General features: G+C 46.1%; 21 protein-coding genes. 12 read left to right on the top strand and 9 right to left on the bottom strand.

The features are described from left to right. Positions 1 to 367 precede the first annotated feature (367 nt). Together PK654_RS03725 and PK654_RS03720 are read left to right on the top strand one after the other, a co-directional pair. Positions 368 to 643: a hypothetical protein gene (locus tag PK654_RS03725; RefSeq protein ID WP_271697745.1), complete on the top strand. Its 276-nt coding sequence runs from the start codon at positions 368 to 370 to the stop codon at positions 641 to 643. Continuing rightward, entirely contained in the window at positions 643 to 1,086 is a 444-nt protein-coding gene (locus PK654_RS03720; RefSeq protein ID WP_271697743.1) for a YaiI/YqxD family protein, read from the top strand. Before PK654_RS03725 ends, PK654_RS03720 begins: the two co-directional genes overlap by 1 nt. Before the next feature lie 34 nt (positions 1,087 to 1,120). Here PK654_RS03720 and PK654_RS03715 read toward each other — a convergent pair whose 3' ends face one another. Next, a complete protein-coding gene (locus tag PK654_RS03715; protein ID WP_271697741.1) occupies positions 1,121 to 1,897 on the bottom strand; it encodes a Zn-ribbon-containing protein in 777 nt (258 codons plus the stop codon). Positions 1,898 to 1,900: 3 nt separating this feature from the next. Further along, positions 1,901 to 2,446: a SecY-interacting protein gene (gene syd, locus PK654_RS03710; RefSeq protein WP_271697739.1), complete on the bottom strand. Its 546-nt coding sequence runs from the start codon at positions 2,444 to 2,446 to the stop codon at positions 1,901 to 1,903. Between the two features lie 78 nt (positions 2,447 to 2,524). Between syd and queF the strand changes: the two genes are divergently transcribed. The 5 genes from queF (at position 2,525) to xni (ending at position 10,024) form a co-directional block, all read left to right on the top strand. Then, complete coding sequence (queF, locus tag PK654_RS03705) at positions 2,525 to 3,370, top strand: NADPH-dependent 7-cyano-7-deazaguanine reductase QueF (protein ID WP_271697737.1); 846 nt, start codon at positions 2,525 to 2,527, stop codon at positions 3,368 to 3,370. Positions 3,371 to 3,411: 41 nt separating this feature from the next. Further along, positions 3,412 to 5,655 (top strand): tetratricopeptide repeat protein, encoded by a 2,244-nt coding sequence (locus PK654_RS03700; protein ID WP_271697735.1) that lies wholly within the window; start codon positions 3,412 to 3,414, stop codon positions 5,653 to 5,655. A 100-nt stretch (positions 5,656 to 5,755) separates the two neighbouring features. After that, positions 5,756 to 7,330 (top strand): diguanylate cyclase domain-containing protein, encoded by a 1,575-nt coding sequence (locus PK654_RS03695; protein ID WP_271697733.1) that lies wholly within the window; start codon positions 5,756 to 5,758, stop codon positions 7,328 to 7,330. Positions 7,331 to 7,781: 451 nt separating this feature from the next. Beyond that, entirely contained in the window at positions 7,782 to 9,143 is a 1,362-nt protein-coding gene (gene ppnN, locus PK654_RS03690; protein ID WP_271697731.1) for a nucleotide 5'-monophosphate nucleosidase PpnN, read from the top strand. Between the two features lie 86 nt (positions 9,144 to 9,229). Further along, complete coding sequence (xni, locus tag PK654_RS03685; protein ID WP_271697729.1) at positions 9,230 to 10,024, top strand: flap endonuclease Xni; 795 nt, start codon at positions 9,230 to 9,232, stop codon at positions 10,022 to 10,024. A gap of 41 nt (positions 10,025 to 10,065) precedes the next feature. On the opposite strand, the gene rlmM is transcribed toward xni, so the two are convergent. From rlmM to PK654_RS03660, 5 genes are all read right to left on the bottom strand, one after another. Then, complete coding sequence (rlmM, locus tag PK654_RS03680; protein ID WP_271697728.1) at positions 10,066 to 11,157, bottom strand: 23S rRNA (cytidine(2498)-2'-O)-methyltransferase RlmM; 1,092 nt, start codon at positions 11,155 to 11,157, stop codon at positions 10,066 to 10,068. Next, entirely contained in the window at positions 11,154 to 11,558 is a 405-nt protein-coding gene (locus PK654_RS03675) for a DUF423 domain-containing protein (RefSeq protein ID WP_271697727.1), read from the bottom strand. Before PK654_RS03675 ends, rlmM begins: the two co-directional genes overlap by 4 nt. After that, positions 11,551 to 12,459, bottom strand: coding sequence for a transcriptional regulator GcvA (locus tag PK654_RS03670; protein ID WP_271697726.1), 909 nt, complete (start codon positions 12,457 to 12,459; stop codon positions 11,551 to 11,553). Before PK654_RS03670 ends, PK654_RS03675 begins: the two co-directional genes overlap by 8 nt. 384 nt (positions 12,460 to 12,843) lie before the next feature. Further along, positions 12,844 to 14,292, bottom strand: coding sequence for a tRNA uracil 4-sulfurtransferase ThiI (thiI, locus tag PK654_RS03665; protein ID WP_271697724.1), 1,449 nt, complete (start codon positions 14,290 to 14,292; stop codon positions 12,844 to 12,846). A 154-nt stretch (positions 14,293 to 14,446) separates the two neighbouring features. After that, positions 14,447 to 15,769 carry an anaerobic C4-dicarboxylate transporter gene (locus tag PK654_RS03660; protein ID WP_271697722.1) on the bottom strand — a complete coding sequence of 441 codons (1,323 nt, stop codon included), beginning with the start codon at positions 15,767 to 15,769 and terminating at the stop codon, positions 14,447 to 14,449. A 320-nt stretch (positions 15,770 to 16,089) separates the two neighbouring features. Between PK654_RS03660 and PK654_RS03655 the strand changes: the two genes are divergently transcribed. Further along, entirely contained in the window at positions 16,090 to 17,694 is a 1,605-nt protein-coding gene (locus PK654_RS03655) for an ATP-binding protein (RefSeq protein ID WP_271697721.1), read from the top strand. Then, positions 17,684 to 18,364 carry a response regulator gene (locus PK654_RS03650; protein WP_271697720.1) on the top strand — a complete coding sequence of 227 codons (681 nt, stop codon included), beginning with the start codon at positions 17,684 to 17,686 and terminating at the stop codon, positions 18,362 to 18,364. Before PK654_RS03655 ends, PK654_RS03650 begins: the two co-directional genes overlap by 11 nt. 25 nt (positions 18,365 to 18,389) lie before the next feature. Here PK654_RS03650 and PK654_RS03645 read toward each other — a convergent pair whose 3' ends face one another. After that, the gene (locus tag PK654_RS03645) at positions 18,390 to 19,358 is read right to left on the bottom strand and encodes a flagellar motor protein MotB (RefSeq protein WP_271697718.1); all 969 of its coding nucleotides are present in this window, start codon (positions 19,356 to 19,358) and stop codon (positions 18,390 to 18,392) included. 12 nt (positions 19,359 to 19,370) lie between these two features. Continuing rightward, positions 19,371 to 20,135 (bottom strand): flagellar motor protein PomA, encoded by a 765-nt coding sequence (gene pomA, locus PK654_RS03640; RefSeq protein ID WP_271697717.1) that lies wholly within the window; start codon positions 20,133 to 20,135, stop codon positions 19,371 to 19,373. A 440-nt stretch (positions 20,136 to 20,575) separates the two neighbouring features. Here pomA and xseB point away from each other — a divergent pair, with 440 nt between their 5' ends. From xseB to dxs, 3 genes are read left to right on the top strand one after another with little or no spacing between them, the layout of a single operon-like run. Next, positions 20,576 to 20,827 (top strand): exodeoxyribonuclease VII small subunit, encoded by a 252-nt coding sequence (xseB, locus tag PK654_RS03635; protein ID WP_271697716.1) that lies wholly within the window; start codon positions 20,576 to 20,578, stop codon positions 20,825 to 20,827. A gap of 2 nt (positions 20,828 to 20,829) precedes the next feature. Next, positions 20,830 to 21,714: a (2E,6E)-farnesyl diphosphate synthase gene (gene ispA / locus PK654_RS03630; RefSeq protein WP_271697715.1), complete on the top strand. Its 885-nt coding sequence runs from the start codon at positions 20,830 to 20,832 to the stop codon at positions 21,712 to 21,714. Positions 21,715 to 21,734: 20 nt separating this feature from the next. After that, entirely contained in the window at positions 21,735 to 23,621 is a 1,887-nt protein-coding gene (dxs, locus tag PK654_RS03625; protein ID WP_271697714.1) for a 1-deoxy-D-xylulose-5-phosphate synthase, read from the top strand. Positions 23,622 to 23,647 lie beyond the last annotated feature (26 nt).

Below are 23,647 nucleotides of genomic sequence, written 5' to 3'. Positions count from 1 at the left end.
TCCTTTTTGGCTGAAATCCTGTCAACCCACTTCATCCTGAAGATAATCTATCCCAGATTATTCTTAAATCCTTGTCCACTTCCTGTCGACAACTTAATAATACGATATGTAGAGTTATGAACAAGATGGCCAGTTTATACGTATTTTTACTTACATTGACTCAATTAATTAAATAATACATAAAAACAAATAGTTAAATATGTAAGACAAGATTATCCCCTGTCATTTAATCGATTTCTCTTACATACAGTGTGAGAGATCTCTTACAAGGACAATCCCATATCGGCACTTTGCCATTAGCGTGTCGGTTTTATCTTTTGACTGATATCGCTATTATGCCTTCATAAACCCAATAACGGAGCCCCCTATGCAGACCAAAGATGTCTCAGCAGAACTGGAACAAGCCATTCTGTTACTGGAGCAACAAGGTAAACAGCCCAGCGTTGCTTTAGTGAAATCTAAGCTCTCATCCAATGTGCCAATGCCGGCCATTATTGCCGCAATTAAAAACTGGAAGAGCAGTAAACCTCTGCCAAAGGTAGAGATTGCAGCCGAAAGCGGCAGTGCTGAAGAGCGTATTGCCCAACTGGAGCAGCAGGTCGCTCAATTGACAGCACGCATTAAAGTGCTGGAGGAGAAGTAATGAAGATATGGGTTGACGCCGATGCCTGTCCGAAAGTGATCCGGGATACCTTGTTCAGAGCTGCAGAACGGACAGGTGTAGAATGCACCTTTGTTGCCAACCACAGAATTCCTGTACCTAACCGGATCAACATAAAATCCATACAGGTGGAGAGTGGCTTCGATATTGCTGATAATGAAATTGTCCGGCGGGCAGAGTGCGGCGATCTGGTAATTACGTCAGATATTCCGCTGGCAGATGAAGTCATCACTAAAGGCGCTTTGGCCCTCAGCTCGCGTGGAGAGCTATACACTAAGGAGACCATAAAAGCCCGGCTAAATATCCGCGACTTTATGGATACCATGAGAGCCAGCGGAGTACAAACCGGCGGGCCTGCGGCGCTTTCTCAGACAGAAAGGCGCGAGTTTGCTAACCATCTGGACAGAATTCTGGCTAAAAGGTAGCGACTTTATCGTCGCTACTTAACCTGAACCCAAGTTACTTAAGCATATCCCAGGAGATATTTGAGACAATCCGGCAGCGGTCACATTTAAAGTAGAAGATATCGTGCAAAGGTTCATTCAACAGCCATTCACCACCGCACTTAGGGCACCGTCTTTGCTTCTCATCTGCAAGACTGACGCCACCGACACGATACTGGTAGTAATAGGTCGGAATACCGGTCAGGTACTCAATTCTGCCTCGTAAATCCCAGCCCCTGCGGAACAGATCACTTCCGATATCCGTGATCTCCCTTAACGCAGCATGTTCTGCCTTACAGGCTCCTCCCATCTGAATTTCATCGCAGGCCTGCCACTCCGTCTGCCATTTAATGACCGACTTATGATCGCCATTCAGGGTTGGAGGGTTGCGGTAAAGTGGGATAGGAAGCAGTGACTCACCACTTCGTAACGGCGAACAGGTATGCACATAGGTAGTGTAGAGCACCTGCCAACTAGGTACCTCCTCTTCAGCGGCCTGCTCAGAGTTAATATCCCTACCCAGCAGGCGCACTTTAGGAGCCAGCAGTGAAGCGTCAGAAAGCTTACTCAGGCAGTAGTTGACAAAATCCGAGTGGTTATCAGGATGCAGGCTCTCTTGTTCAGGGCAAACCAGACGAACATAAAAAACGCCTTCCCCCATTACCACAGGAAACTCCCTGCCCAGAATCTGACCATTAAAACGTAATGCTTCCATTAGCCCGTTAATGGCTTTATCTACCGCAGAGATAGTGGTGTTATCAAAACACTCAAACTCCAGTTCGACAACGTACATCCGTTATACCTCTGGCTTAATATGAGCAAGAAACTCTGTAACATCTTCGGCAAGAATATCCCGCTTATCCGTTCCAAGGCGCTCCAGAATGACATTACCTGTCAGATTACAGATAGAAATAACATCCATATCCTCATCTGTGGCACCAATAAAAACTGTTGGTTTTAGTTTCAGCCTGCGCTGAGTCACCAGATGACCCAGAATATTTTCCTGAAGGCGCACAAAGTCTTCATCACTCCACACCTGTAGCAGCACAAAAGGGTTTCCGTTCCATGTTGCTTCCATATCCGCACTATATTGGCAGCCATAGAATTCTTTGATGGAAGAGTGCAAGGTCAACTCTATACCAGCTTCAACGTTGGTAAAGTCAGCCATTTGATCACGCTGTACCGGTCTCCAGAACACGGCATCTCCCTCTCTGTTCTCAACACAGGGAGAGACAAGCCCTGCCATCTCCTCACTGCGGGGAATACTGTGGTGGCTGGTCTGCCATGCCTGAACAAAATCATTTGAAAATGTGTGTAATGCCTCTGGCACCGGGTGAGTCATGGAAACTCCTTGAATTAATGACAGCGAATAAGGGATTAAGTAGAATCCGGTTATTCTAATCGATATTTGAAGTGAAGTATGAGCAAATATTCAAATGCAAAGGAGCTTTCTGGCCTGACACTAGGCCAGAAAACGGAATACAGCCACCAATATGACGCCTCTCTGCTACAACCCGTACCAAGAAGTCTTAACCGGGATGATCTGGAATTGGCAGGCGATCTCCCCTTCAAAGGCTGTGATATCTGGACACTTTATGAGATTTCCTGGCTAAACTCTAACGGCCTGCCGCAAGTTGCCATTGGCGAAGTCTCTATCCCCGCTGAAAGCCAGAACCTGATTGAGTCAAAATCCTTTAAGCTCTATCTGAACAGCTTTAACCAGAGCAAGTTCGAAAGCTGGCTGCAGGTAAAAGAGACGCTGGTGAAAGACCTGTCTGAGTGTGCTAACGCACCGGTTTCCGTATCCCTGAATCATCTTGATAAATATACCTCTCAACCTATCGCAGATATGGATGGAAGCTGTATTGATGATCAAGATATTGTTATAAACAGCTACGAGTTTGACCCTTCTTATCTGGAGAAGGCTACCAGTCATGAAAAAGTCAGCGAGACCCTGCACAGCCACCTGTTAAAATCTAACTGCCTGATCACCAATCAGCCTGACTGGGGCAGCGTTGAGATTAAATATAGTGGTAACAAGATCGACCCGCAGGCGTTACTTCGCTATATTGTATCTTTCAGAGAACACAACGAGTTCCATGAGCAGTGTGTTGAACGTATCTTTATGGATATTCAGAAGTACTGTAAACCAGAATCACTCACTGTTATGGCCCGCTACACCCGCCGTGGCGGACTGGATATCAACCCATTCCGTTCATGCACTCACTCAGCACCAGAAAATAATCACAGAATGGCACGCCAGTAGAGAGGGTAGATTTGGCTATTAAGGGAGTTACAGTAAAAATCTTGGCAGCAGTGTTAGCGGTAGGCGCCGCTTTCTCTGCTGCCGCACAAGTGGAAATCAGTTCAGGCTCAAAAATCCTTGATGAAGCGGATAAGCTGGTAGAAATCGTACCCGAGCAATCCAAGCAGATAGCACAAAAATTCCTTACCTCAAGAACTCTGACCAATAAAGATAAAAGCTCTAACTCCAGAGATGATGCCAACAACACATTAAGAACGCCGGCCACCAGTATTGACGCTCTTCAGGTCATTGCAAAAGCCATGTTGCAACTCGGTGATACCCGTGGAGCCCTGGACAGTATTGATCAGGCAGAAACACTGGCCAGAGGCTACAAGCTCGATTTTATTCTGCTGGAGACTCAAATACTGAAAGCCAGATTAATCTGGCAGATAAAACAGGATGAGAGTCAGGTTCAGCCGGTTCTCAGCAGTGTTGAAGCCCAGATACAGCAGAACAGTGATCTTCAGCTACTCAGTAACAACATCAACTATCAATTGCTGATGCTTAAAGCTGATATCGCTGCTAAAAATCAACAACTTGATGTTGCAGACAAACTCTACAAGCAGGCAGAAAACTTTCTCAATCCGGATGAAAACAGGACCGAGTATGTAAACTATCAGATAGAGCTGGGAGAGTACCACCTCAGATATCTGCAGTATAACCGCGCTCTGCAACAGCTACTGGCAGCCTACTGGACAACCGTCGAAAATGATATGCCCATTGAGCTGGCGAAAATAAACCGCATACTAGCCACACTATTTTACCAGAAGAGGGTTCTGGACAAATCACTGGAGTACTTATCTCAAGCCGCTGATTTCTATGATAATTATGAAAAAAACCCTATTCTTCCAAATGTGCTAAAGCAGATGGCAGATATCTACTATGATCAGGGGAAATATAACCTTGCTCTGGTACATTACTTTAATGTTCTTGATGCAGAAACTATTAATAGAAATATCGAAGACGTCATTGAGCTAAGGTTAGATCTGGCAAAAACATATTTGCAACTCTATAACTTCCCATTAACAGAACAGTACATAAAAAGGGCTAATACCCTTCTTTCTTATACGGAATTAGACAGTTTAAACGCCCAATCTCTGTTGTTACAGGCACAGTTATATTTTCAGAAAGGACAGAATGAAGAAGCGCTTAAGTTTGCTCAGTCTGCTCTAAAAATAGGTAACGAGAATACCAATATTGAAATTCAGTTAAATGCTCATCTGTTGTTAACAAATATCAATGAAGCGAATAACAATTTTCAGAGTGCATTTATTCATGGCAAACAATACAACGCTCTTATTACATTAATTAAAGACCAGTTAATTGAAATATCTGAAGACGATTTTCGACAGCAAAAATTATTTATGGAGCGTTCATTGCACTATAAAGATCAGACTGATGAACTGGTATTAAGAACTCAAAATATTACCCGTTATCGCTACTCTACAACGGTTCTGTTTTTCCTCTCACTTCTACTGGTAATCCTGTTTATTCACAGAGGTATGACTAACCGGAAGATGCGTGGTCAGTTGAAAAAACTCTATCAGGACCACTACACTCATCCACGCTCCGGCCTAAGAAACCTACGTCTTCTAATTAAAAGGCTTCCCTCTTCTCTGGAGCAGAGTAGCGCTCACTTTGAGCAATGGCAAACGGGTGAACTTATCAATGAACCCCTGCATGATAAACTGCGATTTGCCATGATTGATCTGCCTTTTCTGAGAACCGTTTATCTGAGAAAAGGCTACAACGCCGGGCTTGAACTAGAAGGTGAGTTTGGAGAATTTATCAAAACCAAAGTTGAACTCCCTGCCCGCTTATATCATTTTTCTGACGCCATGTTTTTATATGTGGAGCCTAACACTTCTCCTGAAAAAACAGCAGAACAGTTATTTAATCAAATCACCGACTGGGTATCTGAATTTGAAGCCGATAAAAATATAGCCAAAGTTGTCCGGCTTGGTATTGCAGATTATCCATTTTTGCCCCGTGCATATACCGCTATAAATGATAAGGAGTTAATTGATATTCTCCTGATGGCATCCAATATGGCTCGAAGTTTACATATCGAACTGGGTGGAAATCAGTGGGTATGTCTCAGAGCAATAGAACACGCCCCAGCAGCAAGTTTTGCTAATGAAAATATAAGAGAAGCGTGTCAGCAGGCAATAGAAAAAGGGCTGATAAAAATAGACTCTTCAAACAAAATTGAGGAGAACATCATAAAATCCAGCATTATTGATTAGAATATAATCAGTTGGTTAATATTTTGAATGAACTGAACCAATAATTTGCTATTATCAATCGGATTTACTTTTTTTTAGGAAAGCTTAGCCCTATTTATCTATGAGTGAAAAGAAGCTCACTGGCCGGGAAGAGATTCTGCAACAGATCGACCAGTTGAAACTACAACTAGAACAAGCAAAGTTAAAGCACAGGGATGCTTCGTTCAAACACACAAGAGAGTCTAAAGTTCTCAAGCGGGTGGTCGCTAACCTTAGTGATGCCTGCATGGGATATAATGACGATCTTGATAAAGCTGTAGTTTCGTTAAAGAACGCTTTTGAACAACAAAATGACATTTCTAAGCTGATTCCCCGTCTGGCGATACTGGAGCGACTGTTAAAACAAAACACTCATGCGATGGAAAAAAAGAAAGTTAATCTGGACGAGAGAGTAAGGCAGAGCGGTGAAACACTGCAAAGGATACCGGGGCTACCAGCTCAGCTTAAACGCGACCTGAGAAACTTACTGAGCTTTCCATCAGTTAAAAATCAAAACCAACTGGATCAAGCTACCCGCCTGCTGGCCATCTATGAACGAGCCATTAAGATTATTACCTCCAGCTCAGTTCATACCCTGCAAAAAGATCCCGAACTTAATCAAGAACTGCTTAGCAAATTAGCAGAAGAGCTGCAGCACCTGATCAGTGAACTTGATTTCGATGGCGAGTCCGGTGACTTGCTCAACGATATCAGGGTTAAGCTGCTGGTAGGCGTTGCCTCGGATGCCTTACTTGAGCTGACTCTGCAGGTTCTTAAGCTGGTTATTCAGGGCACCCATTTCGAACGCAAAACCTCAGAACAGTTTCTCGGTCAGGTAAACACCTCTCTTAGCAAAGTGATCAAAAGCTCAGCCCAGAATCTGGAGCAGAGCGAATCCTATGCCAAGCACCGTAAACAGATGACATCAGAACTGGTGGATATCAGCGGTGAAACTCAATCAGCACTAAACAAGGCGACAGACCTAGAATCAGCCAAAGCTGCTGTTGACCCTTTACTGGAACAGATAAACATGCTCACAGAGCGGCTAAAGCACAATGAGCAGCGGGAAATGGCGATACTGGAGCGGGTTGCCAATAATAAAGTTCAGCTTGAAGGCCTGTATGAAATTACTCAGGATCACCGCCGCAGGCTGGAAGATCAGTCGCGCAGAATGCTTATCGATCCACTGACTAAGGTGTTCAACCGTGCCGCGTTTCTGGATCGGCTGGAACTTGAATACCACCGCTGGATTCGCAATCAACATAGCCTGTATGTTCTGCTGCTGGACATTGATAACTTTAAAGCGCTCAATGACAGCTTTGGTTATGCTGCCGGAGATAAAGCACTGAAAATCATTGCCAGAACCATTTCGAAAGAGATGCGAGATGATGATGTACTGGCGCGTTTTTCAGGCGAAGAGTTCATTGCCATTCTGCCGGGGTTGAACGAAAAAGAGTGTCAGACTCTTATCCAGTCACTGCAACTTCAAATCTGTAAGCTGCCATTTAAGTTCAGGGATCAGAATATCACTATTACCGCCACCGTTGCCCTGTCCAAACTACGCGACTCAGACACGCCTGAAGAGGTACTGGATCGACTCAACCTTGCCCTTAATGAAGCAAAACTCAAAGGCAACAATCAGACAGCAATCAAATAGAAGCTTCTGCTATTCTCTATCTAATTTCTTGTTTTATCTTCCTTTTAATACATCCTCTCTCACACGTTTCTTGCAGTAGTATCAGTATAAGTATATGGTAAATAATATATAAAATTCACAAATGTAGGGTTTTACACTCTACTTGTTCGTGAATATATACCCAAGTGACCTCAAGATGCAGTATTCAGAGCTGCATCAAGATGTTCAGTTCAAGGAAGATAACTGTAGGAATGGCCACTCCCTTTCAAAGTTATCTGACACAGAAATGGACACCTTGATGCGCTCCCAAAGAGCGAGTTTTATTGGCTCCTGCTCTGTGTTACTGATTCTCACCGTAGAATGACTATGGCTTCAAATCAGTGCCTTGATCAGAAGCCAATAAATTCTCGCTGAAAAAGCATATTGAGGTGACTTGGGTATAACAATACTTCCTGAAGAAAAGGAGGAGAAGATGATCACACATATTAGTCCTGCCGGTAGCATGGATTTGCTGTCTCAACTTGAAGTCAAAAGACTGAAGAAAGAGGCCACCAGCGACCTGTATCAACTTTACCGCAACTGTACCCTCGCGGTATTAAACTCTGGCAGTCACACAGACAACTCAAAAGAACTACTGGATAAACACAAAGATTTTGACGTCGACGTGGTCAGCCGTGAACGGGGCATCAAGCTTGAACTGACAAACCCGCCGGCAGACGCTTTTGTGGACGGAACCATAATCAAAGGAATTCAGGAGCATCTGTTTTCCGTACTGCGGGACATTGTGTACGTCAATATGCACGTCGCACAGATGCATCAGGAGAATCAACACGACCCGATTCATATCACCAACCTTGTATTTGCTATTTTGCGTAACGCTGGTGCACTTCATCCGGGCATTGAGCCGAACCTTGTCGTCTGCTGGGGTGGGCACTCCATTAATGATATAGAGTACCAATACACCCGTGAAGTAGGCCATGAGCTGGGGTTAAGAGAGCTGAATATCTGTACCGGTTGTGGTCCGGGTGCGATGGAAGGCCCGATGAAAGGAGCCGCAATCGGCCACGCCAAGCAGCGCTATGATGAGCAACGCTATATCGGCTTAACCGAACCGTCCATTATTGCTGCCGAGCCGCCAAACCCGATTGTTAATGAACTGATTATCATGCCGGATATTGAGAAGCGTCTTGAAGCATTTGTGCGCATGACTCACGGCATAGTGATCTTTGCCGGTGGCCCGGGAACCGCAGAGGAAATACTCTATATTCTCGGTATTATGATGCACCCTGATAATAAAGATCAGCCAATGCCTATCGTTCTTACCGGCCCTAAGGAGAGCGAAGCTTACTTCCGTTCACTAGACGCCTTTATCGGCGATACCCTTGGTGAAGAGGCACAATCTCACTACCAGATTGTTATTGATGATCCGGCCAGAGCGGCACAGATTATTAAAGAAGCGATTCCGGCGGTGAGGGAGCATCGTAAGCTGACTGAAGATGCCTACAGTTACAACTGGTCACTGACGATACCACCAGAATTTCAAGTTCCGTTCGATCCGACCCATGAAAGCATGGCCAATCTGGATCTGCATATGAATCAGCCTACAGAAGCTTTGACTTCTAATCTTCGCAAAGCGTTTTCCGGTATAGTCGCAGGTAATGTTAAGGCGGAAGGCATCAAAGAGATTGAAGAACACGGCCCATTTATTATTGATGGTGATCCGGAACTGATGCAGAAGATGGACAAACTACTGAGTGATTTTGTCAGTCAGCAGCGGATGAAGTTGCCGGGCTCTGCCTACACTCCATGCTATAAAATTGCCGGAGAGAAATAGCGGTTAAACTAACGAGTATCTGGCCTAGTAAGGCAGATTAGTTATACAATAGGGGCTGTTTCAGCCCCTTGTTATTGCGGAATTTTATGTCTATTCATCTTGTGATCATCGATGCGCTCAACCTTATCCGCAGAGTACACTCAGCTCAGCCGGATCCTACCGATATCAACAGGACAATAGAGACCACCAAAAGAACACTCCACCGCATCTTGTCGGAAGCAAACCCCACTCATATTATCGCGGTATTTGATCACCACCTGCAGGAAAGGGGCTGGCGCGCAGAGATACTGCCAAGCTATAAAGAGAACCGTAAACCTATGCCGGAACCGCTAAAAAACGGTCTGGACGATATTCAGGAAGCCTGGTGGCAGCTTGGTATCGACTCACTGTTATCGGAAGGCGATGAAGCCGATGATCTGGTGGCCACCCTTGCGGTTAAAGTGGCTCAACACGGTGAGAAGGTAACCATTATTTCTACTGATAAAGGTTACTGTCAGTTACTGGCTCCTACCCTGCAAATCCGCGACTATTTCCAGCATCGCTGGCTGGATTCAGATTTCGTCAGTCAGGAGTTTGGTGTACAACCTGATCAACTTGCTGATTACTGGGGGTTAACCGGAGTCAGCTCCAGTCAGGTGTCAGGTATTCCCGGTATCGGGCCAAAAGCGGCCAAAGAGATTCTGATTCAGTTTAGCGATATTGAGGCAGCCAACAGTTCAGATGAACTGCCGGAAAAATACCGCAAGAAATTTGCTGAGCATATTGAGCTGGCAAGAGTGTGCAAAAAAGTCGCCACACTAAAAACCGATCTGGAACTCGGATTCAACCTGCAGGATCTGCGTTACCAGAAAGCAAATGAGAGCCCGGAAGGACTCTCATAATAAGATTGATAAGACTTTGCCTGCGATTCAGGTCACCGCTCTTAACGTGGTGAGATATTAGACAGGCACTGTATATGCACCGTTATCTCTTCCCTGTCGTGGTAGAGATGTTTGGCCTGCAATCTGTACTTCACCCCATTTTCAGACAAAAACAGCTTAAGGGTTTCAATATCTTCAAGAACCTCGTCATAGCGCCCTTTCATCGGCAGCTTAAGGTTGAAGATGGCTTCTTTAGCCCAGCCACGGTAGATCCACTCTCCCATTAGCTGTGCAACGCGGGATGGCTTCTCCACCATATCGCAAACCAGCCAGGTAACGTTCTTTCTTGCCGGTTCAAACTTAAAACCATCCACCATATGGTGCTTAACCTGACCCGTTTCCATCAGGCTGTCCGCCATCATGCCGTTATCAATGGCGTGAACAAACATAGAGCGTTTAACCAACTGATAGGTCCAGCCACCCGGACAGGCGCCAAGATCTACCCCCCACATTCCTGAAGCCAGTCTGGTATCCCACTCTTCTTTGGGAATAAACACGTGAAATGCCTCTTCCAGTTTCAGGGTTGAGCGGCTTGGCGCATCAGCGGGAAACTTAAGGCGCGGAATGCCCATAAAGAAAGGTGAGTTATTAGACGGGTATGAGTGACCAATAAAGCAGTGCCCCGGCTCAATAAAGCAGACATGCAGCACCGGCTTTTTCGGGTTATCTTTTTTAAACAGTAATCCTTTGCCTCTCATTGCCTGACGCAGCGGCACGGTAAACTTACGGCAGAACTTAAGCAGCTCTTTGGCTTCATTGGTATCCGGAGTCTCAATACGTAAATCACCACACATAGGGAAACCGTCAATGTCACCTAGCTCAGCCAGAATAGGTGAAATACGATCCTCTTTAGGCAGATCAGTAAACTCAGCAGAAATGGCAAACATCTGTCTGGCAAAAATCAGTGACTGAAAGTCAATATTCTTAATCAGCCTGTCGGCATCTCCGTCCTGATAACATTCAAACAACACGTAGCCCGTATTGTTTTTAACGCGTGGAAAGCCAAACACTTCCAGTTGGTTCGCTTTATCCTGAATTTCACCGGCACACTCTTTTTCAAATCCTGAGCGGCAATAAAGCATAACCTGTTTCATTGAGTCACCTTAAATCGCTGAATAGCTGAGTAAGTTATAAAGCCCCAGCCTAACATAAACATCAGTCCGCCAAACGGCGTTACCGGACCAAACCATTTTATTCCAGTCAGAGCCAGCCCATAAAGGCTGCCGCTGAAACAAAGGATGCCGATGATAAAGCAATTCGACGCTCTAAGCAGCGATTTTTGCATCTTTTCATCACTATTTAGCTGAATCAGCACTACACAGGCAATAATGGCCAAGGTATGCAAGAACTGATACAGCACTCCGGTTTCAAAAACCGAAAGCAGATATTCAGACAGCCTTGATTTCAGTCCATGGGCAGCAAACGCCCCTAATCCGACCGCAGACATCCCCGACAGCCCGGCAAACAGCAACCGGAGAGAAACCGCACTATTCATCAATCAATACCTCCTGTTCACTGGCAGCCTTAGCCAGCATCCAGTCGCGGAAAGTAGCGATACGGCCGGAATCTGCCTGTTTATCGTGACAAACCACGTAGAAGGCATTTTTGCTCACCAGAACTTCGTTAAAAGGAGAAACTAACCGACCTGCATCCAGCTCTGGTTGCGCCAGTACGTTATTGCCCAGAGCAACCCCCTGACCGTGAACAGCAGCCTGAAGCACCATGGTTGAGTGGCTGAAAATAGGCCCGTGGTTTACGTTAACCCCTTCGATATGGTTTTGCTTTACAAACTGTTTCCACTCTTTACGGGAAGTATCATGTAGCAAGGTATGATCTTTCAGATCATCCAGCCCCATCAGCGGCTTTTTACCCACCAGCAGTTTCGGGGAACAGAGAGGAACCAAGTATTCCTGATAAAGTTTATCGGCTCTCAGACCGGGCCAGCTTCCTCTGCCGTAGTAGATGGCAACATCAACATCATCGGTCAGTGAGCCTTCATCCAGATCAACGGCCTTTATGCGAACATCAATATCGGGCTCTTGTTGATTAAAGTCAGCTAAGCGCGGTACCAACCACTGAATAGCAAAGCTGGGCGGTAGGCTGATGGTTAATGCGCCCTTCTCATGACGTTCTAACACCTTGTCCGTAGCTTCGGCAATGGAGCTGAAGATATCCTTGATATCTAAAAAATAGCTCTGTCCCTCCTCAGTCAGGAGCAGAGAGCGGTTGCGGCGGCGAAAAAGCTTTATATTCAAAAATTCTTCTAATGCTTTTATCTGATGACTAACCGCAGCCTGTGTCACAAAAAGCTCCTCTGCAGCACGGGTAAAACTTAAGTGCCGGGCTGCAGCTTCAAAGACTTTTAATGAGTTTAACGGGGGTAACCTTCTGGACATTTATAACCTCTGATTAACACATTAGTTTTTTTTATCCGAAACATTATAAAATGTCGATTGCCTGACAGCCAGAGAAATTCTATATTTTGCCTCGCAGCTCACTCCTGAACGGCTTGATTCTATGAATCAATTGGATTGATGTTGCGATGTTGTGTTTGCAAAACTCGAATTCGAGTTAAGGTAGAATTCTACCACCTGTATCTCGTACCACCTGTTGAGACCAGATACATACTTCCTGTATAAATTTGACCTGTCTGTCAAAAAATTATTTTGCACCGCTTATAGCGGTGCTTTTTTTTGCCTGTCGTTTTTTGAGATTCTGACTTGCAGGCATAAAAAAACAGCTGACCTAAGCCAGCTGTTTTATCAATCTCATTGCTTCTGTTAAGGACGATACACTTTTACGTTGTTAAAGCCCTGCTCTTTCAGATAAAGCGCCTGCAAGCGGCTCATTACGCCACGATCACAGTAAAGCAGGTACTGCTTAGTCTGATCCAGATCGCCAAACTTAGTCGCCAGCTTATAGAAAGGAAGATGCTTCACATCTACCCCATCCAGCTCAAGAGGGTTTTCATCCTCTTCATCCGGGCTACGGATATCCAGTACCACGGCATGTTCTTCAACGGCCTTAACCAGCTCAACTTCAGGCGCTTCCTCCTGCGCCTGTTTTTCGATATCACGGATATCCATTACGCGGGCATTGTAAACCGCCTGCTCAAGCACAGAGAAATCGAAGTTATCTTCTTCTTTCTCCAGCTTCTCTTTAACCGCTTTCACCGTTGGTTTTCTTGAGATAACACCGCAATACTCCGGCATTACCTTGGCAAAATCTTCCGTACCGATAATACGGGACAGATCGATAATATCTTCTTTATCCCAGTTGATCAGGGGACGAAGAATCAAGGTATCCGTCACACCGTCAATATGACGCAGGTTAGTCAGAGTCTGGCTGGATACCTGCCCCAGTGCTTCACCGGTGACCAGTGCCTGAATACCAAACTTCTCTGCCAGCATTCCGCCTGCACGCATAAACATACGCTTCAGCACAACGCCCATCTGACCGTCATCCACTTTTTCCAGAATCTCAGCCACAACTGGTTCAAAGTCTACCGAGATAAACTTCACCTTGGCTGAAGAGCCGTATTTATTCCACAAATAGTGAGAGACCTGCTTAACGCCAATCTCATGGGCAGGACCGCCAAGATTAAAGAAACAGTAATGGGTTTTTGAGCCACGTTTAATATGCAGGTAACTGGAAACACCGGAATCAAAACCACCGGAAATCAGGCTAAGTACATCTTCCTGAGTACCCAGAGGGAAGCCACCCAGACCTTTATGGCGGGCAATAACCTGATTGAGCTTATCATTGGCTATCTCGATATTTACTGTCACATCCGGCTTGTTCAGCTTAACGCGGGCACTTTCAACAGACTGATTCAGACCGCCACCGACATAACGCTCCAACTCAATAGAGGTAAAATCATGCTTACCGCGACGCTTAACACGAACCACAAAAGTTTTATTTTCGATTTTCTTGCCACTAAGCGCCAGCACCTGCTCATAGATATCATGCATATCTTTAAAGTCAGACTGCTGCACTTCCAGAACATGATGAATACCGGGTGTGTGAGTCAGAATGGTTAAAACTTGTTGGTAATACTCATCACTATTGGCTGATACTTCAATATGGTCACGACGATTGAATACCGCCACAGATTCCGTTCTGCGCTGGATAATAATCCTCAGATTACACTCCAGTATACGAGTGAAGCGCTTACGCACAGATTCACTTTTAACAAAAATCTCCGGATGGGGCTTAACAATAAATTTCATATCTGATTTCGCTAGTCTTAAGGCAAAGAGATCAACTTTCCGGTGCGATACACCAGAAAACTAAGGCGCGGGATTATACACCATTTTTAGCTAAAGGAAGAGTATTAAACAGAGGGGAGAGCCTGTAACACTATGGCTACAGGCTCAGGCAGAGTTAGTTTACCGCCATAGAAAGGAAGTAACCTACTGTTGTTGCTACACCAACGCCGATAAAGCCCGGCAGAAGGAAGCTGTGATTCAGTACATATTTACCGATTCTGGTTGTTCCTGAGCGGTCAAAGCTGATGGCAGCCAGATCACTAGGGTAGAACGGGAAGAAGAAGTAGGCATAACACGCCGGCAGTACACCAATCAGAACCGGAGCAGGAATGCCCAGTGAGAAGCCAAGAGGTAACATAATGGTTAATACCGCGGCCTGACTCTTCAGGAACACTGAAGCGACAAACATGGCGATAGCAAAACTCCACGGATGGATACTCACCACATCACTGACCATAGAGACCAGATAAGGCTTGTGGAAGCTGATAATAGTATTACTCATCCAGGCGATACCAAAGATGATGATCACCGCCGTCATACCGGCAGTAAATACATGACTGGTCACGATCTTCTTAGGCTGAGCTTTAGTCACCAGCAAAATAATCGCACCAACAGAAAGCATCAGGAACTGAATCGCCACAGACATCTTCACGCCAGCCGGAAGCAGGTTCAGGCTCTTACCAAACATGGCAACAAAGATAACCGTCGCAATACCCAGAACAAAAATGGTCAGGCCGGTTTTCGCTTTCTTATCTTCTGTTGAACCCTCTTTCGTTTCTGCTTCTGTATCTATCAGTTCATTACGAAACTCTTCGTCTTCACAACGCGCTTTAAATTCAGCATCTTTATCCAGATCTTTACCGCGCTTAAGGCTCCATGTACAAGCAACCAGCACACCAGCCAATGTTGCAGGAATGGTCACTTTAAGAACGTCGATCAGGCCGATATCCAGATTGTTGTCAACGGCTGTCGCCATGACAACGGCTGCCGCTGCAGCAATCGGGCTTGCTGTAATACCCATCTGAGAGGCAACCGTTGCCATCGCCATAGGACGCTCAGGGCGAATACCTTTTTTATAGGCAACATCATAGATTACAGGCAAAAGAGGATAAACAGAGTGACCAGTGCCGACCAGAACAGTAAGGGAATAGGTGCAAAGAGGACCAAGGAAAACCACCTGATTAGGGTGTTTACGCAGCAGTTTTTCTGCATATTTTACCAGCAGTTTAAGGCCGCCGGTCGCTTCCAGCGTCGCTGATGCTGCCACTACCGCAAGGATGATCAACATAACACTGATTGGCGGTGTCCCCGGTGCAACACCAAATACAAATGCCAGAACTGAAACCCCTAAGCCCCCCAACAGGCCAAAGGCGATTCCGCCATGCCGGATACCGACAAATATCACTGCGAGCAGCAGCATTAAATGGATATAAAACATAATTTTTCCTTATTTTAGAGTAATTCGTATACTCCCGAATCATGCAGGCACTAAAGAGCCTAATAAGGCGTTACCCTGTGCGGGCAAAATAAAAACAGTATGATTTGTAGGGATATTGATATTGGACTCACTATAACAATTCTCAAAAAAGCGAAATCGGAGGGCGGGACTATCGTAACTAATTATTGGTTTTGTAACTTTTGTAACCACTTTTGTCAGAAATCATCGCTTCAATTTCTGACTTGGCACATAGAACCTATCGTACTGCGGCCGATATACTCATTCAAATAATACGGTTTTTGTTAATAACAGGTCAACCTATGAAGCTCAAAAGCTATCTGGCCATCACAACTATTGCGACTTCTTCATTTATCGTAATTGTTGTCACATCGGCGATTCTGTTTCTGCTGAAAACCTCCCATCAGGAGAGCTTTCAGGCTCGGGGACTGGAGCTTGCCAGAGTTTTGGCTCACAACCCTGTTATCATTAATGCGGTAGAGGCAAAAAACAACGGCCAGCCTTATGCACTTCAGGATTACATAGAAGGGATCCGCAGCAGCACTGATGCTTCTTATATCGTTGTTGTTGATAAGAATGCCATGCGCCTTAGTCACCCGACTCCCGATAAACTTGGCAAGCACTTTATCGGTGATGATATCTTTCCGGCACTGGAACAAGGGCTCGAATACAGTAGTGTTGCTTCTGGCTCCCTTGGTGAAGCCATCAGAAACTTCTCTCCCATCCTGTTAAATGGTGAAGTCATAGGGGCGATCTGCATCGGCTACTTATCGGTAAAAACCTCCAGCATTCTGCTGAAAGAGTTTAGCGATATCGGCCTGATAGTCGGCAGTGTTTACCTGCTGGGTATGGCGGCCATTGTTGCCTTTGTTTTTAAAATCAGAAAAACCTTTCTCGACTTCGAGCCGGAATTTATCGTTAATAAGTTCCGCGAACACGAGATGGTATTTGACAGCATACGCGACGCCATTATCGCCATAGACAGCAATATGGCCATCACCACCATCAACAACAGCGCCATTAAGCTGCTTTCCATGGGAACATTAAACCGCTATGACTATATAAAACATGAGCTGTCGGACTACTCTATCCCTCTGAGTCATCTGGTTCTGACATCAAACGGTATGTTCCATCAGGGCGATTTCTCTATCGGTAAACTGAAATATCGCGCCCATATCTATCCTATCAACACATTTAAAGGACTAACGGGTTACGTTATTGTTTTCTTTGCCAACTTAAACCGCGATGAACTGGAACGTGAAGTCAATGATCTGAAAAACTACACAGGTATTCTGCGTAGTAAAACTCATGAATACTCCAATAAACTCAACGTTATCTCCGGCCTGTTACAGACAGGAAAATACCGGGAGAGTATCGAGTATATTCAGCAGGAGACAGATAAATATCAGTCAGTACTGCGCAATATTGTTATGTCTGTTACCGACAGTGCTGTCGCCAGCTTGTTACTGGCTAAGTTCAATAAGGCATCCGAGCTGGGAGTCAAATACAGTATCGATCCTGACAGCCACCTATCGGCCTACCACAAAAACGCCTCTGAAAAGCTGATCACCATTATCGGCAATATTGTTGATAATGCTTTGCTGGCTTCATGGCAGAACCGACAACAGAGAAAACCGGAGATTTCCGTCTATATCAGTGACAGAAGCAGCCATATCATTCTGGAAGTGCAGGACAGCGGCGCAGGGATCGAAGAGAAGCTCTCCGCCCATATTCTGGAGTTTGGTGTCAGTTCAAAAGATAACGATGAACACAGCGGTATCGGTCTCTATCTGGTAAAACAATTAGTAGACTACTTTCATGGCAGTATCGACTGGGAACGGACGGAGAAACAGACCACCCTATTTAGTATCTACCTGAACAAAGATGAGGTTGAGAATGACAGATAAACTGAGTGTAATGATTCTTGAGGATGATGTCAGGGCAAGCTACACGCTGGAATCGACCATCAATCAGCATCCCGGTTTTCAGGTGGTCGCCGTCAGCGAAAACTGTGCTGAGGCATTGATGCAGTACCAGCTGTTTAAGCCCAGACTTATCTTTGTCGATATCACCTTGCCCGATGGCAGCGGTATTAGCGTAATGCGTCAGTTACGCGAGCAGAATGCTGAGTGCGACTTTATTATGACCACCGCCGAGAGAGAAACCAGTACCGTTCAGCAGACAGTTCAATTAGGTGTGGTTGACTATCTGATTAAGCCCATCCGCATGTCACGGGTATTGCAGGCATTAACAGACTATAAAGAGTATACCCGTCAGCTAACAGAGACAGACACGGTCGATCAGGGTGAAATCGACCGGCTGTTAAGAAAAGCGCCGCAAAAAACCAGGGCAACGCCGAAAGGCATTGATGCCACCACGCTGGCTTCACTAACAGAAATACTAAAACGGGAACAGTTGAATGACTTTTCTGCCAGCGATATCGGTGAGCGTATGAATGTCAGCAGAATAACGGCAAGAAGGTATCTGGAATTTCTGGAATCAGAAGGCCTGATCCGTCTGGTACTCAACTACAATACCGGCGGCAGGCCCCGTCGTTTATATCAGCAGGTAAACTAGGGTCTGTTGACCCTAGCCATATTTATTACTGAGAAATACTCACTTCATCACTAAACTTAGGTTTACCCTGAAGAATACTGATCTCAACCCTGCGGTTGCGAGAACGCTCTGCAGGCGTTGCGTTACTGTTTAGCGGCTCGGTATCTGCCATACCACGCACCCTTAACCTGTTATGGTTAAAACCGCGCACTTTCTCCATCTCCTGCGCTACGGAAACCGCCCGCTGTGAAGAGAGATCCCAGTTGGAACGGTAAAGCTCAGAATCCAGTCTCTGGTTATCCGTATGGCCGGAAACCCGCACAATGCCCGGAATATCTTTAACAAGATCAGCAATCTGCCTTACCAGAGGTCGGAACTTAGGCTGCAGGAAAGCAGACCCTGCCGGGAAGGCACCCCGCTCACGAATGCGGATAACCAGTTCCTGCCCAAGGTTCTCTACTTCCAGTGCGCCTTGATCAATTTCGCGCTCAAGAGCTTTCTTAATGGTTTCTTCCAGAGAGTCTGTCTCAGATGCCATGGCTTCTGCCTGAGCTTCACCCTGAGAATCCTGTTCCTGCTCTTCCTGAGATTGCGCCTGAGTAGTTTGACTCATACGGGTTGACGTTTGTGGTGATTCGCCACCGGTTTTATCACCCGCTTCACGGTTTTTACCACCCGCTTTGGCTTCTTCACCCTCATGAAAATCCAGTGTCGGCTGAGTGATATCGATGGTCTGCTGCATGATCACATCAATAGGCGTCGGCTCAGGTCTGCCCGGTCTGAACTCCTGGGCAATTACGCTGGTACCTTTAGGGATGTCTTTAACTTCCAAACGGTTTTGCACACCAAAAGCAAATTTCATGGAGCCGGCAATCTGCTTGAACTTCAGTACATCCATCTCAGAAAACGAGAGCAGAAGTACGAAAAAGCACATCAGAAGGGACATAAGATCAGAGAATGTCGCCATCCATAACGGAGCCCCCGGGGGCGGACATTTGCAATCTTCTTCTTCCATTACCTTGCTTCCTTACTCGTTATCGACATCAAGAACACGTTTCTTCTCATTGAGATAGTTCTTCAGATAACTATCGATAACACGAGGGTTCTGACCATCCTGAATGGCGAGTACACCATCCATAATCAGGCGACGGTTAAGTTTTTCCTGTTCACGGCGAAGAGATAATTTATCTGCAATCGGGAAGAACACCATGTTTGCCAGCATCGCACCATACAGGGTTGTTAAAAGGGCAACCGCCATCGCAGGTCCGATAGATTTCGGATCATCCATGTTAGAAAGCATAGCAACCAGACCAACAAGTGTACCAATCATACCCATGGCCGGAGCAACATCACCATAGGCACGAAAAACATCGCCCCCCTGAACATGTCGTTCATCGGTCAGTGAAATATCTTTTTGCATCGCCGCCCGGACAACTTCGGCATCGTGGCCGTCCACCAGCAGGTCGATACCTTTTTGCATAAAGCTGCTGCTGATTTCCATCTCTTCCAGAGCAAGAAAACCACCTTTACGTGCCGCATCAGCCATCTCTACGATTTTTGCGATCAGATCTTCAGGATCATCGGTTTTAAACATAAACGCTTTACCGGCGATCTTAAAGGCACTAAAGAACTGCCCCAGGGTAAACTTCATCAAAGCTACGCAGGTAGAACCACCTACTACGATAAGAACCGAGGTGGTATCGAAGAACATGCCAAGGCTGCCACCAAGTATCATCGCCATGATAACGAAGCCGAAGCCACCAATTAAACCTACTAATGTTGCTAAATCCACTAAGCACCTCTTATGCTAACTCGTTGAATGCAGTTAGTGTGGGAATAGTCCTATATCGGCAAGAACCTGTGATCATTTAATGATTTATTTGAAAAAACATCACAGTTTGCCTTTTTTACCCTCATTGCTGCCATTAACTCACAAGGCCCAAAGCAGCCGATCCCGGAGAAAATATCCTCCTCAGGATAAGCCCTGCCCCGAAAATTGCCAAGTTATGCTTTTCTGACTGTGACACCAGCATATAGTTTAACTGGTAAAAAACACCGTGAATCAGTCATATTGCTGTTGCATACATACCCTCAAAGCAAAATCCGTATATAATAGCGCGATAATAAGATCTCCCGACGAGATTATAATTTAGAAGACTGTTAACCTTTCACGTTTGACCCAAACCGTTCACTAAGGTAACTTTCGGGCACCTCACTAGAAGTAGAATAGCCATGGCAACAAAAAAACCTGAAAATATGACGTTCGAAGCAACGCTGGAAGAGCTTGATTCTATTGTAGAACAGATGGAAAACGGCGAACTGGCTCTTGAAGATGCGTTAAAGAATTTCGAACGTGGTATTGCGCTGGCGCGGGAAGGACAGGCAAAACTGTCTCAGGCGGAACAGCGCGTCTCTATATTGCTGGAAAAAGACGATGAAGCGGAACTAACACCGTTTCAGAGTGAACAGCTCAGAGATCAGTAGTCATGGAAAAAGCGCTTTCTCAGTATCAACAAAGAAATAACGACCAGCTTGAAGCATGGCTATGCCGCTTTGAGCATCAACAGCAAAGCTTGATTCAGGCCATGCGCTACGGACTACTGCTCGGTGGCAAAAGAGCCAGACCATTTCTGGTTTATGTCACCGGTGCGATGCTGGGCTGTAAACCTGAAGAAATGGACACTCCGGCCAGCGCCATTGAGTGCATTCACGCTTACTCACTAATTCACGATGACCTGCCGGCGATGGATGATGACGAACTTCGTCGCGGGCAGCCGACCTGTCATATAGAGTTTGATGAAGCAACGGCTATTCTCACCGGTGACGCCCTGCAAACCCTTGCCTTTACTGTACTCGCTGAGGGTCAGCTTTCCGATGCAGGGGAAAAGAACCGCATTAAAATGATTCAGACACTGGCGCAGGCATCTGGTGCCGCCGGCATGTGTCTAGGACAAGCTCTGGATCTGGAAGCGGAAAACCGCAAGGTTTCGCTGGATGAACTGAAAACCATCCATAAAAACAAAACCGCCGCCCTGATAAAGTGCGCCATTCAAATGGGAGCACTGGCCGCCGGTGAAAAAGGAGAAGCTATCCTGCCGCAATTAGGCCAATATGCCGATGCACTGGGGCTGGCTTTTCAGGTTCAGGATGACATTCTGGATATCATCAGCGATACAGAAACCCTTGGAAAACCACAAGGTTCAGATCAAGATCTGAACAAATCTACCTATCCTTCACTGTTGGGACTGGAAGGTGCACAGCAAAAAGCACAAGCTCTTTTGCAACAAGCCCTTCAAGCACTGGACGCAATCCCATACAATACTCAATTACTCGAAGAGTTCGCCCGATACGTCGTCGAGCGCAAAAACTAACACAATAAGCGCTGAATACTATGACTCTTGATATAGCAAAATATCCTACATTAGCACTGGCAGATAACCCTGAAGAGCTGCGTTTGCTGCCGAAAGACACACTACCTAAACTGTGTGACGAACTGCGAACCTACCTTCTGAACTCAGTAAGTCAGTCCAGCGGCCATCTGGCTTCCGGTCTGGGGACAGTGGAACTTACTGTCGCCCTCCATTATGTCTACAACACCCCGTTCGATAAACTGATCTGGGATGTTGGTCATCAGGCTTACCCGCACAAAATTCTGACCGGACGCAGAGATCAACTGCCAACTATTCGTCAGAAAGAGGGGTTACACCCTTTCCCGTGGCGTGAAGAGAGCGAGTACGATGTTCTTTCAGTTGGTCACTCATCCACTTCTATCAGTGCGGCACTTGGTCTTGCTATTTGCGCCGAAAAAGAGGGCAAAGATCGTAAAGTGGTCAGCGTAATCGGTGATGGTGCCATTACCGCCGGAATGGCCTTTGAGGCTATGAACCATGCCGGTGATGTTCATCCGGACAATATGCTGGTTATTCTTAACGATAATGAGATGTCCATTTCAGAAAACGTCGGTGCACTGAATAACCACCTCGCACAAGTGCTTTCCGGCAGCTTATATACCTCAATCCGTGAAGGCGGTAAAAAAGTGCTGTCTGGTGTTCCGCCAATTAAAGAGCTGGTCCGCCGCACGGAAGAGCACCTGAAAGGCATGGTGGTTCCGGGAACCATGTTTGAAGAGCTTGGCTTTAACTATATTGGTCCGGTAGACGGACACGATGTAAACGAACTGGTTAAAACACTTAAAAACATGAAGGAACTGAAAGGCCCTCAGTTCCTGCATATCATGACCAAGAAAGGCAAAGGTTATGAACCGGCAGAGAAAGATCCTATCGGCTACCACGGCGTTCCCCGTTTCGACCCTGCCGAGAGCAGCCTGCCAAAAAGCAACGGCAGCAAGCCTTCATTCTCACAGGTCTTTGGTGACTTCCTGTGCGATATGGCTGCTCAGGATCCAAAACTGATGGCAATTACCCCCGCGATGCGTGAAGGTTCAGGTATGGTTCGTTTCTCGAAGCAGTTCCCTGAGCAGTATTTTGATGTTGCTATCGCTGAACAGCACGCCGTTACTCTGGCTACCGGTATGGCCATTGCAGGAAACAATCCCATTGTGGCTATCTACTCCACCTTCCTGCAGCGAGGCTATGACCAGCTGATTCATGATGTCGCCATTATGGACCTACCGGTGATGTTTGCTATCGACCGCGCAGGTATTGTCGGCGCTGATGGCCAGACCCATCAGGGCGCTTTTGATCTTAGCTTCCTGCGCTGTATTCCGAATATGGTGATTATGGCACCGAGTGACGAAAACGAATGTCGACAGATGCTGTATACCGGCCACAAACATAACGGGCCAAGTGCGGTACGCTACCCACGCGGTACCAGCATTGGCGCCTCCATTGAAAAAGAGATGACGGCTCTGGAAATCGGCAAAGGGCGCATTGTCCGCCAGACTCAAGACTCAACTCAAAATGAGAAAATCGCTATTCTGAGCTTCGGAACCATGCTGGAAAGCAGCCTTCAAGCAGCAGAAAAGCTCGATGCTACCGTGGCTGATATGCGCTTTGTTAAACCTCTGGATGAGGCTCTTATCCGGGAACTGGCAGAAAACCACGATGTTTTAGTTACAGTGGAAGAGAATGCCATTGCCGGTGGTGCCGGTGCCGGTGTGCTTGAGTTTATGATGAAAGAGAAGCTGATTAAACCGGTACTCAATATCGGCCTGCCCGATCAGTTTATTGCTCAGGGCTCTCAGCAGGAGATGCACCAGGAGCTGGGACTGGATGCAGAAGGGATAGAAAAAGCTATCCGTGACTATATTCACAAGTAAGCTTGTATAGCAGGCGCTTACTTAAG

The organism is Vibrio sp. SCSIO 43137 (assembly GCF_028201475.1).
GTDB lineage: Bacteria > Pseudomonadota > Gammaproteobacteria > Enterobacterales > Vibrionaceae > Vibrio.
The sequence above is the reverse complement of the archived record's forward strand: the minus strand, read 5'-3'. Positions and strand labels throughout refer to the sequence as shown.

Coding starts and splice junctions, on each gene's coding strand:
- PK654_RS03660 (WP_271697722.1), bottom strand. CDS start 15,769: ATGTTTTATATCCATTTAATGCTGCTGCTCGCAGTGATATTTGTCGGT.
- xseB (WP_271697716.1), top strand. CDS start 20,576: ATGGCAACAAAAAAACCTGAAAATATGACGTTCGAAGCAACGCTGGAA.
- ppnN (WP_271697731.1), top strand. CDS start 7,782: ATGATCACACATATTAGTCCTGCCGGTAGCATGGATTTGCTGTCTCAA.
- PK654_RS03645 (WP_271697718.1), bottom strand. CDS start 19,358: ATGGAAGAAGAAGATTGCAAATGTCCGCCCCCGGGGGCTCCGTTATGG.
- thiI (WP_271697724.1), bottom strand. CDS start 14,292: ATGAAATTTATTGTTAAGCCCCATCCGGAGATTTTTGTTAAAAGTGAA.
- PK654_RS03650 (WP_271697720.1), top strand. CDS start 17,684: ATGACAGATAAACTGAGTGTAATGATTCTTGAGGATGATGTCAGGGCA.
- PK654_RS03720 (WP_271697743.1), top strand. CDS start 643: ATGAAGATATGGGTTGACGCCGATGCCTGTCCGAAAGTGATCCGGGAT.
- ispA (WP_271697715.1), top strand. CDS start 20,830: ATGGAAAAAGCGCTTTCTCAGTATCAACAAAGAAATAACGACCAGCTT.
- dxs (WP_271697714.1), top strand. CDS start 21,735: ATGACTCTTGATATAGCAAAATATCCTACATTAGCACTGGCAGATAAC.
- PK654_RS03725 (WP_271697745.1), top strand. CDS start 368: ATGCAGACCAAAGATGTCTCAGCAGAACTGGAACAAGCCATTCTGTTA.
- PK654_RS03675 (WP_271697727.1), bottom strand. CDS start 11,558: ATGAATAGTGCGGTTTCTCTCCGGTTGCTGTTTGCCGGGCTGTCGGGG.
- xni (WP_271697729.1), top strand. CDS start 9,230: ATGTCTATTCATCTTGTGATCATCGATGCGCTCAACCTTATCCGCAGA.
- syd (WP_271697739.1), bottom strand. CDS start 2,446: ATGACTCACCCGGTGCCAGAGGCATTACACACATTTTCAAATGATTTT.
- PK654_RS03670 (WP_271697726.1), bottom strand. CDS start 12,459: ATGTCCAGAAGGTTACCCCCGTTAAACTCATTAAAAGTCTTTGAAGCT.
- queF (WP_271697737.1), top strand. CDS start 2,525: ATGAGCAAATATTCAAATGCAAAGGAGCTTTCTGGCCTGACACTAGGC.
- rlmM (WP_271697728.1), bottom strand. CDS start 11,157: ATGAAACAGGTTATGCTTTATTGCCGCTCAGGATTTGAAAAAGAGTGT.
- PK654_RS03695 (WP_271697733.1), top strand. CDS start 5,756: ATGAGTGAAAAGAAGCTCACTGGCCGGGAAGAGATTCTGCAACAGATC.
- PK654_RS03715 (WP_271697741.1), bottom strand. CDS start 1,897: ATGTACGTTGTCGAACTGGAGTTTGAGTGTTTTGATAACACCACTATC.
- PK654_RS03655 (WP_271697721.1), top strand. CDS start 16,090: ATGAAGCTCAAAAGCTATCTGGCCATCACAACTATTGCGACTTCTTCA.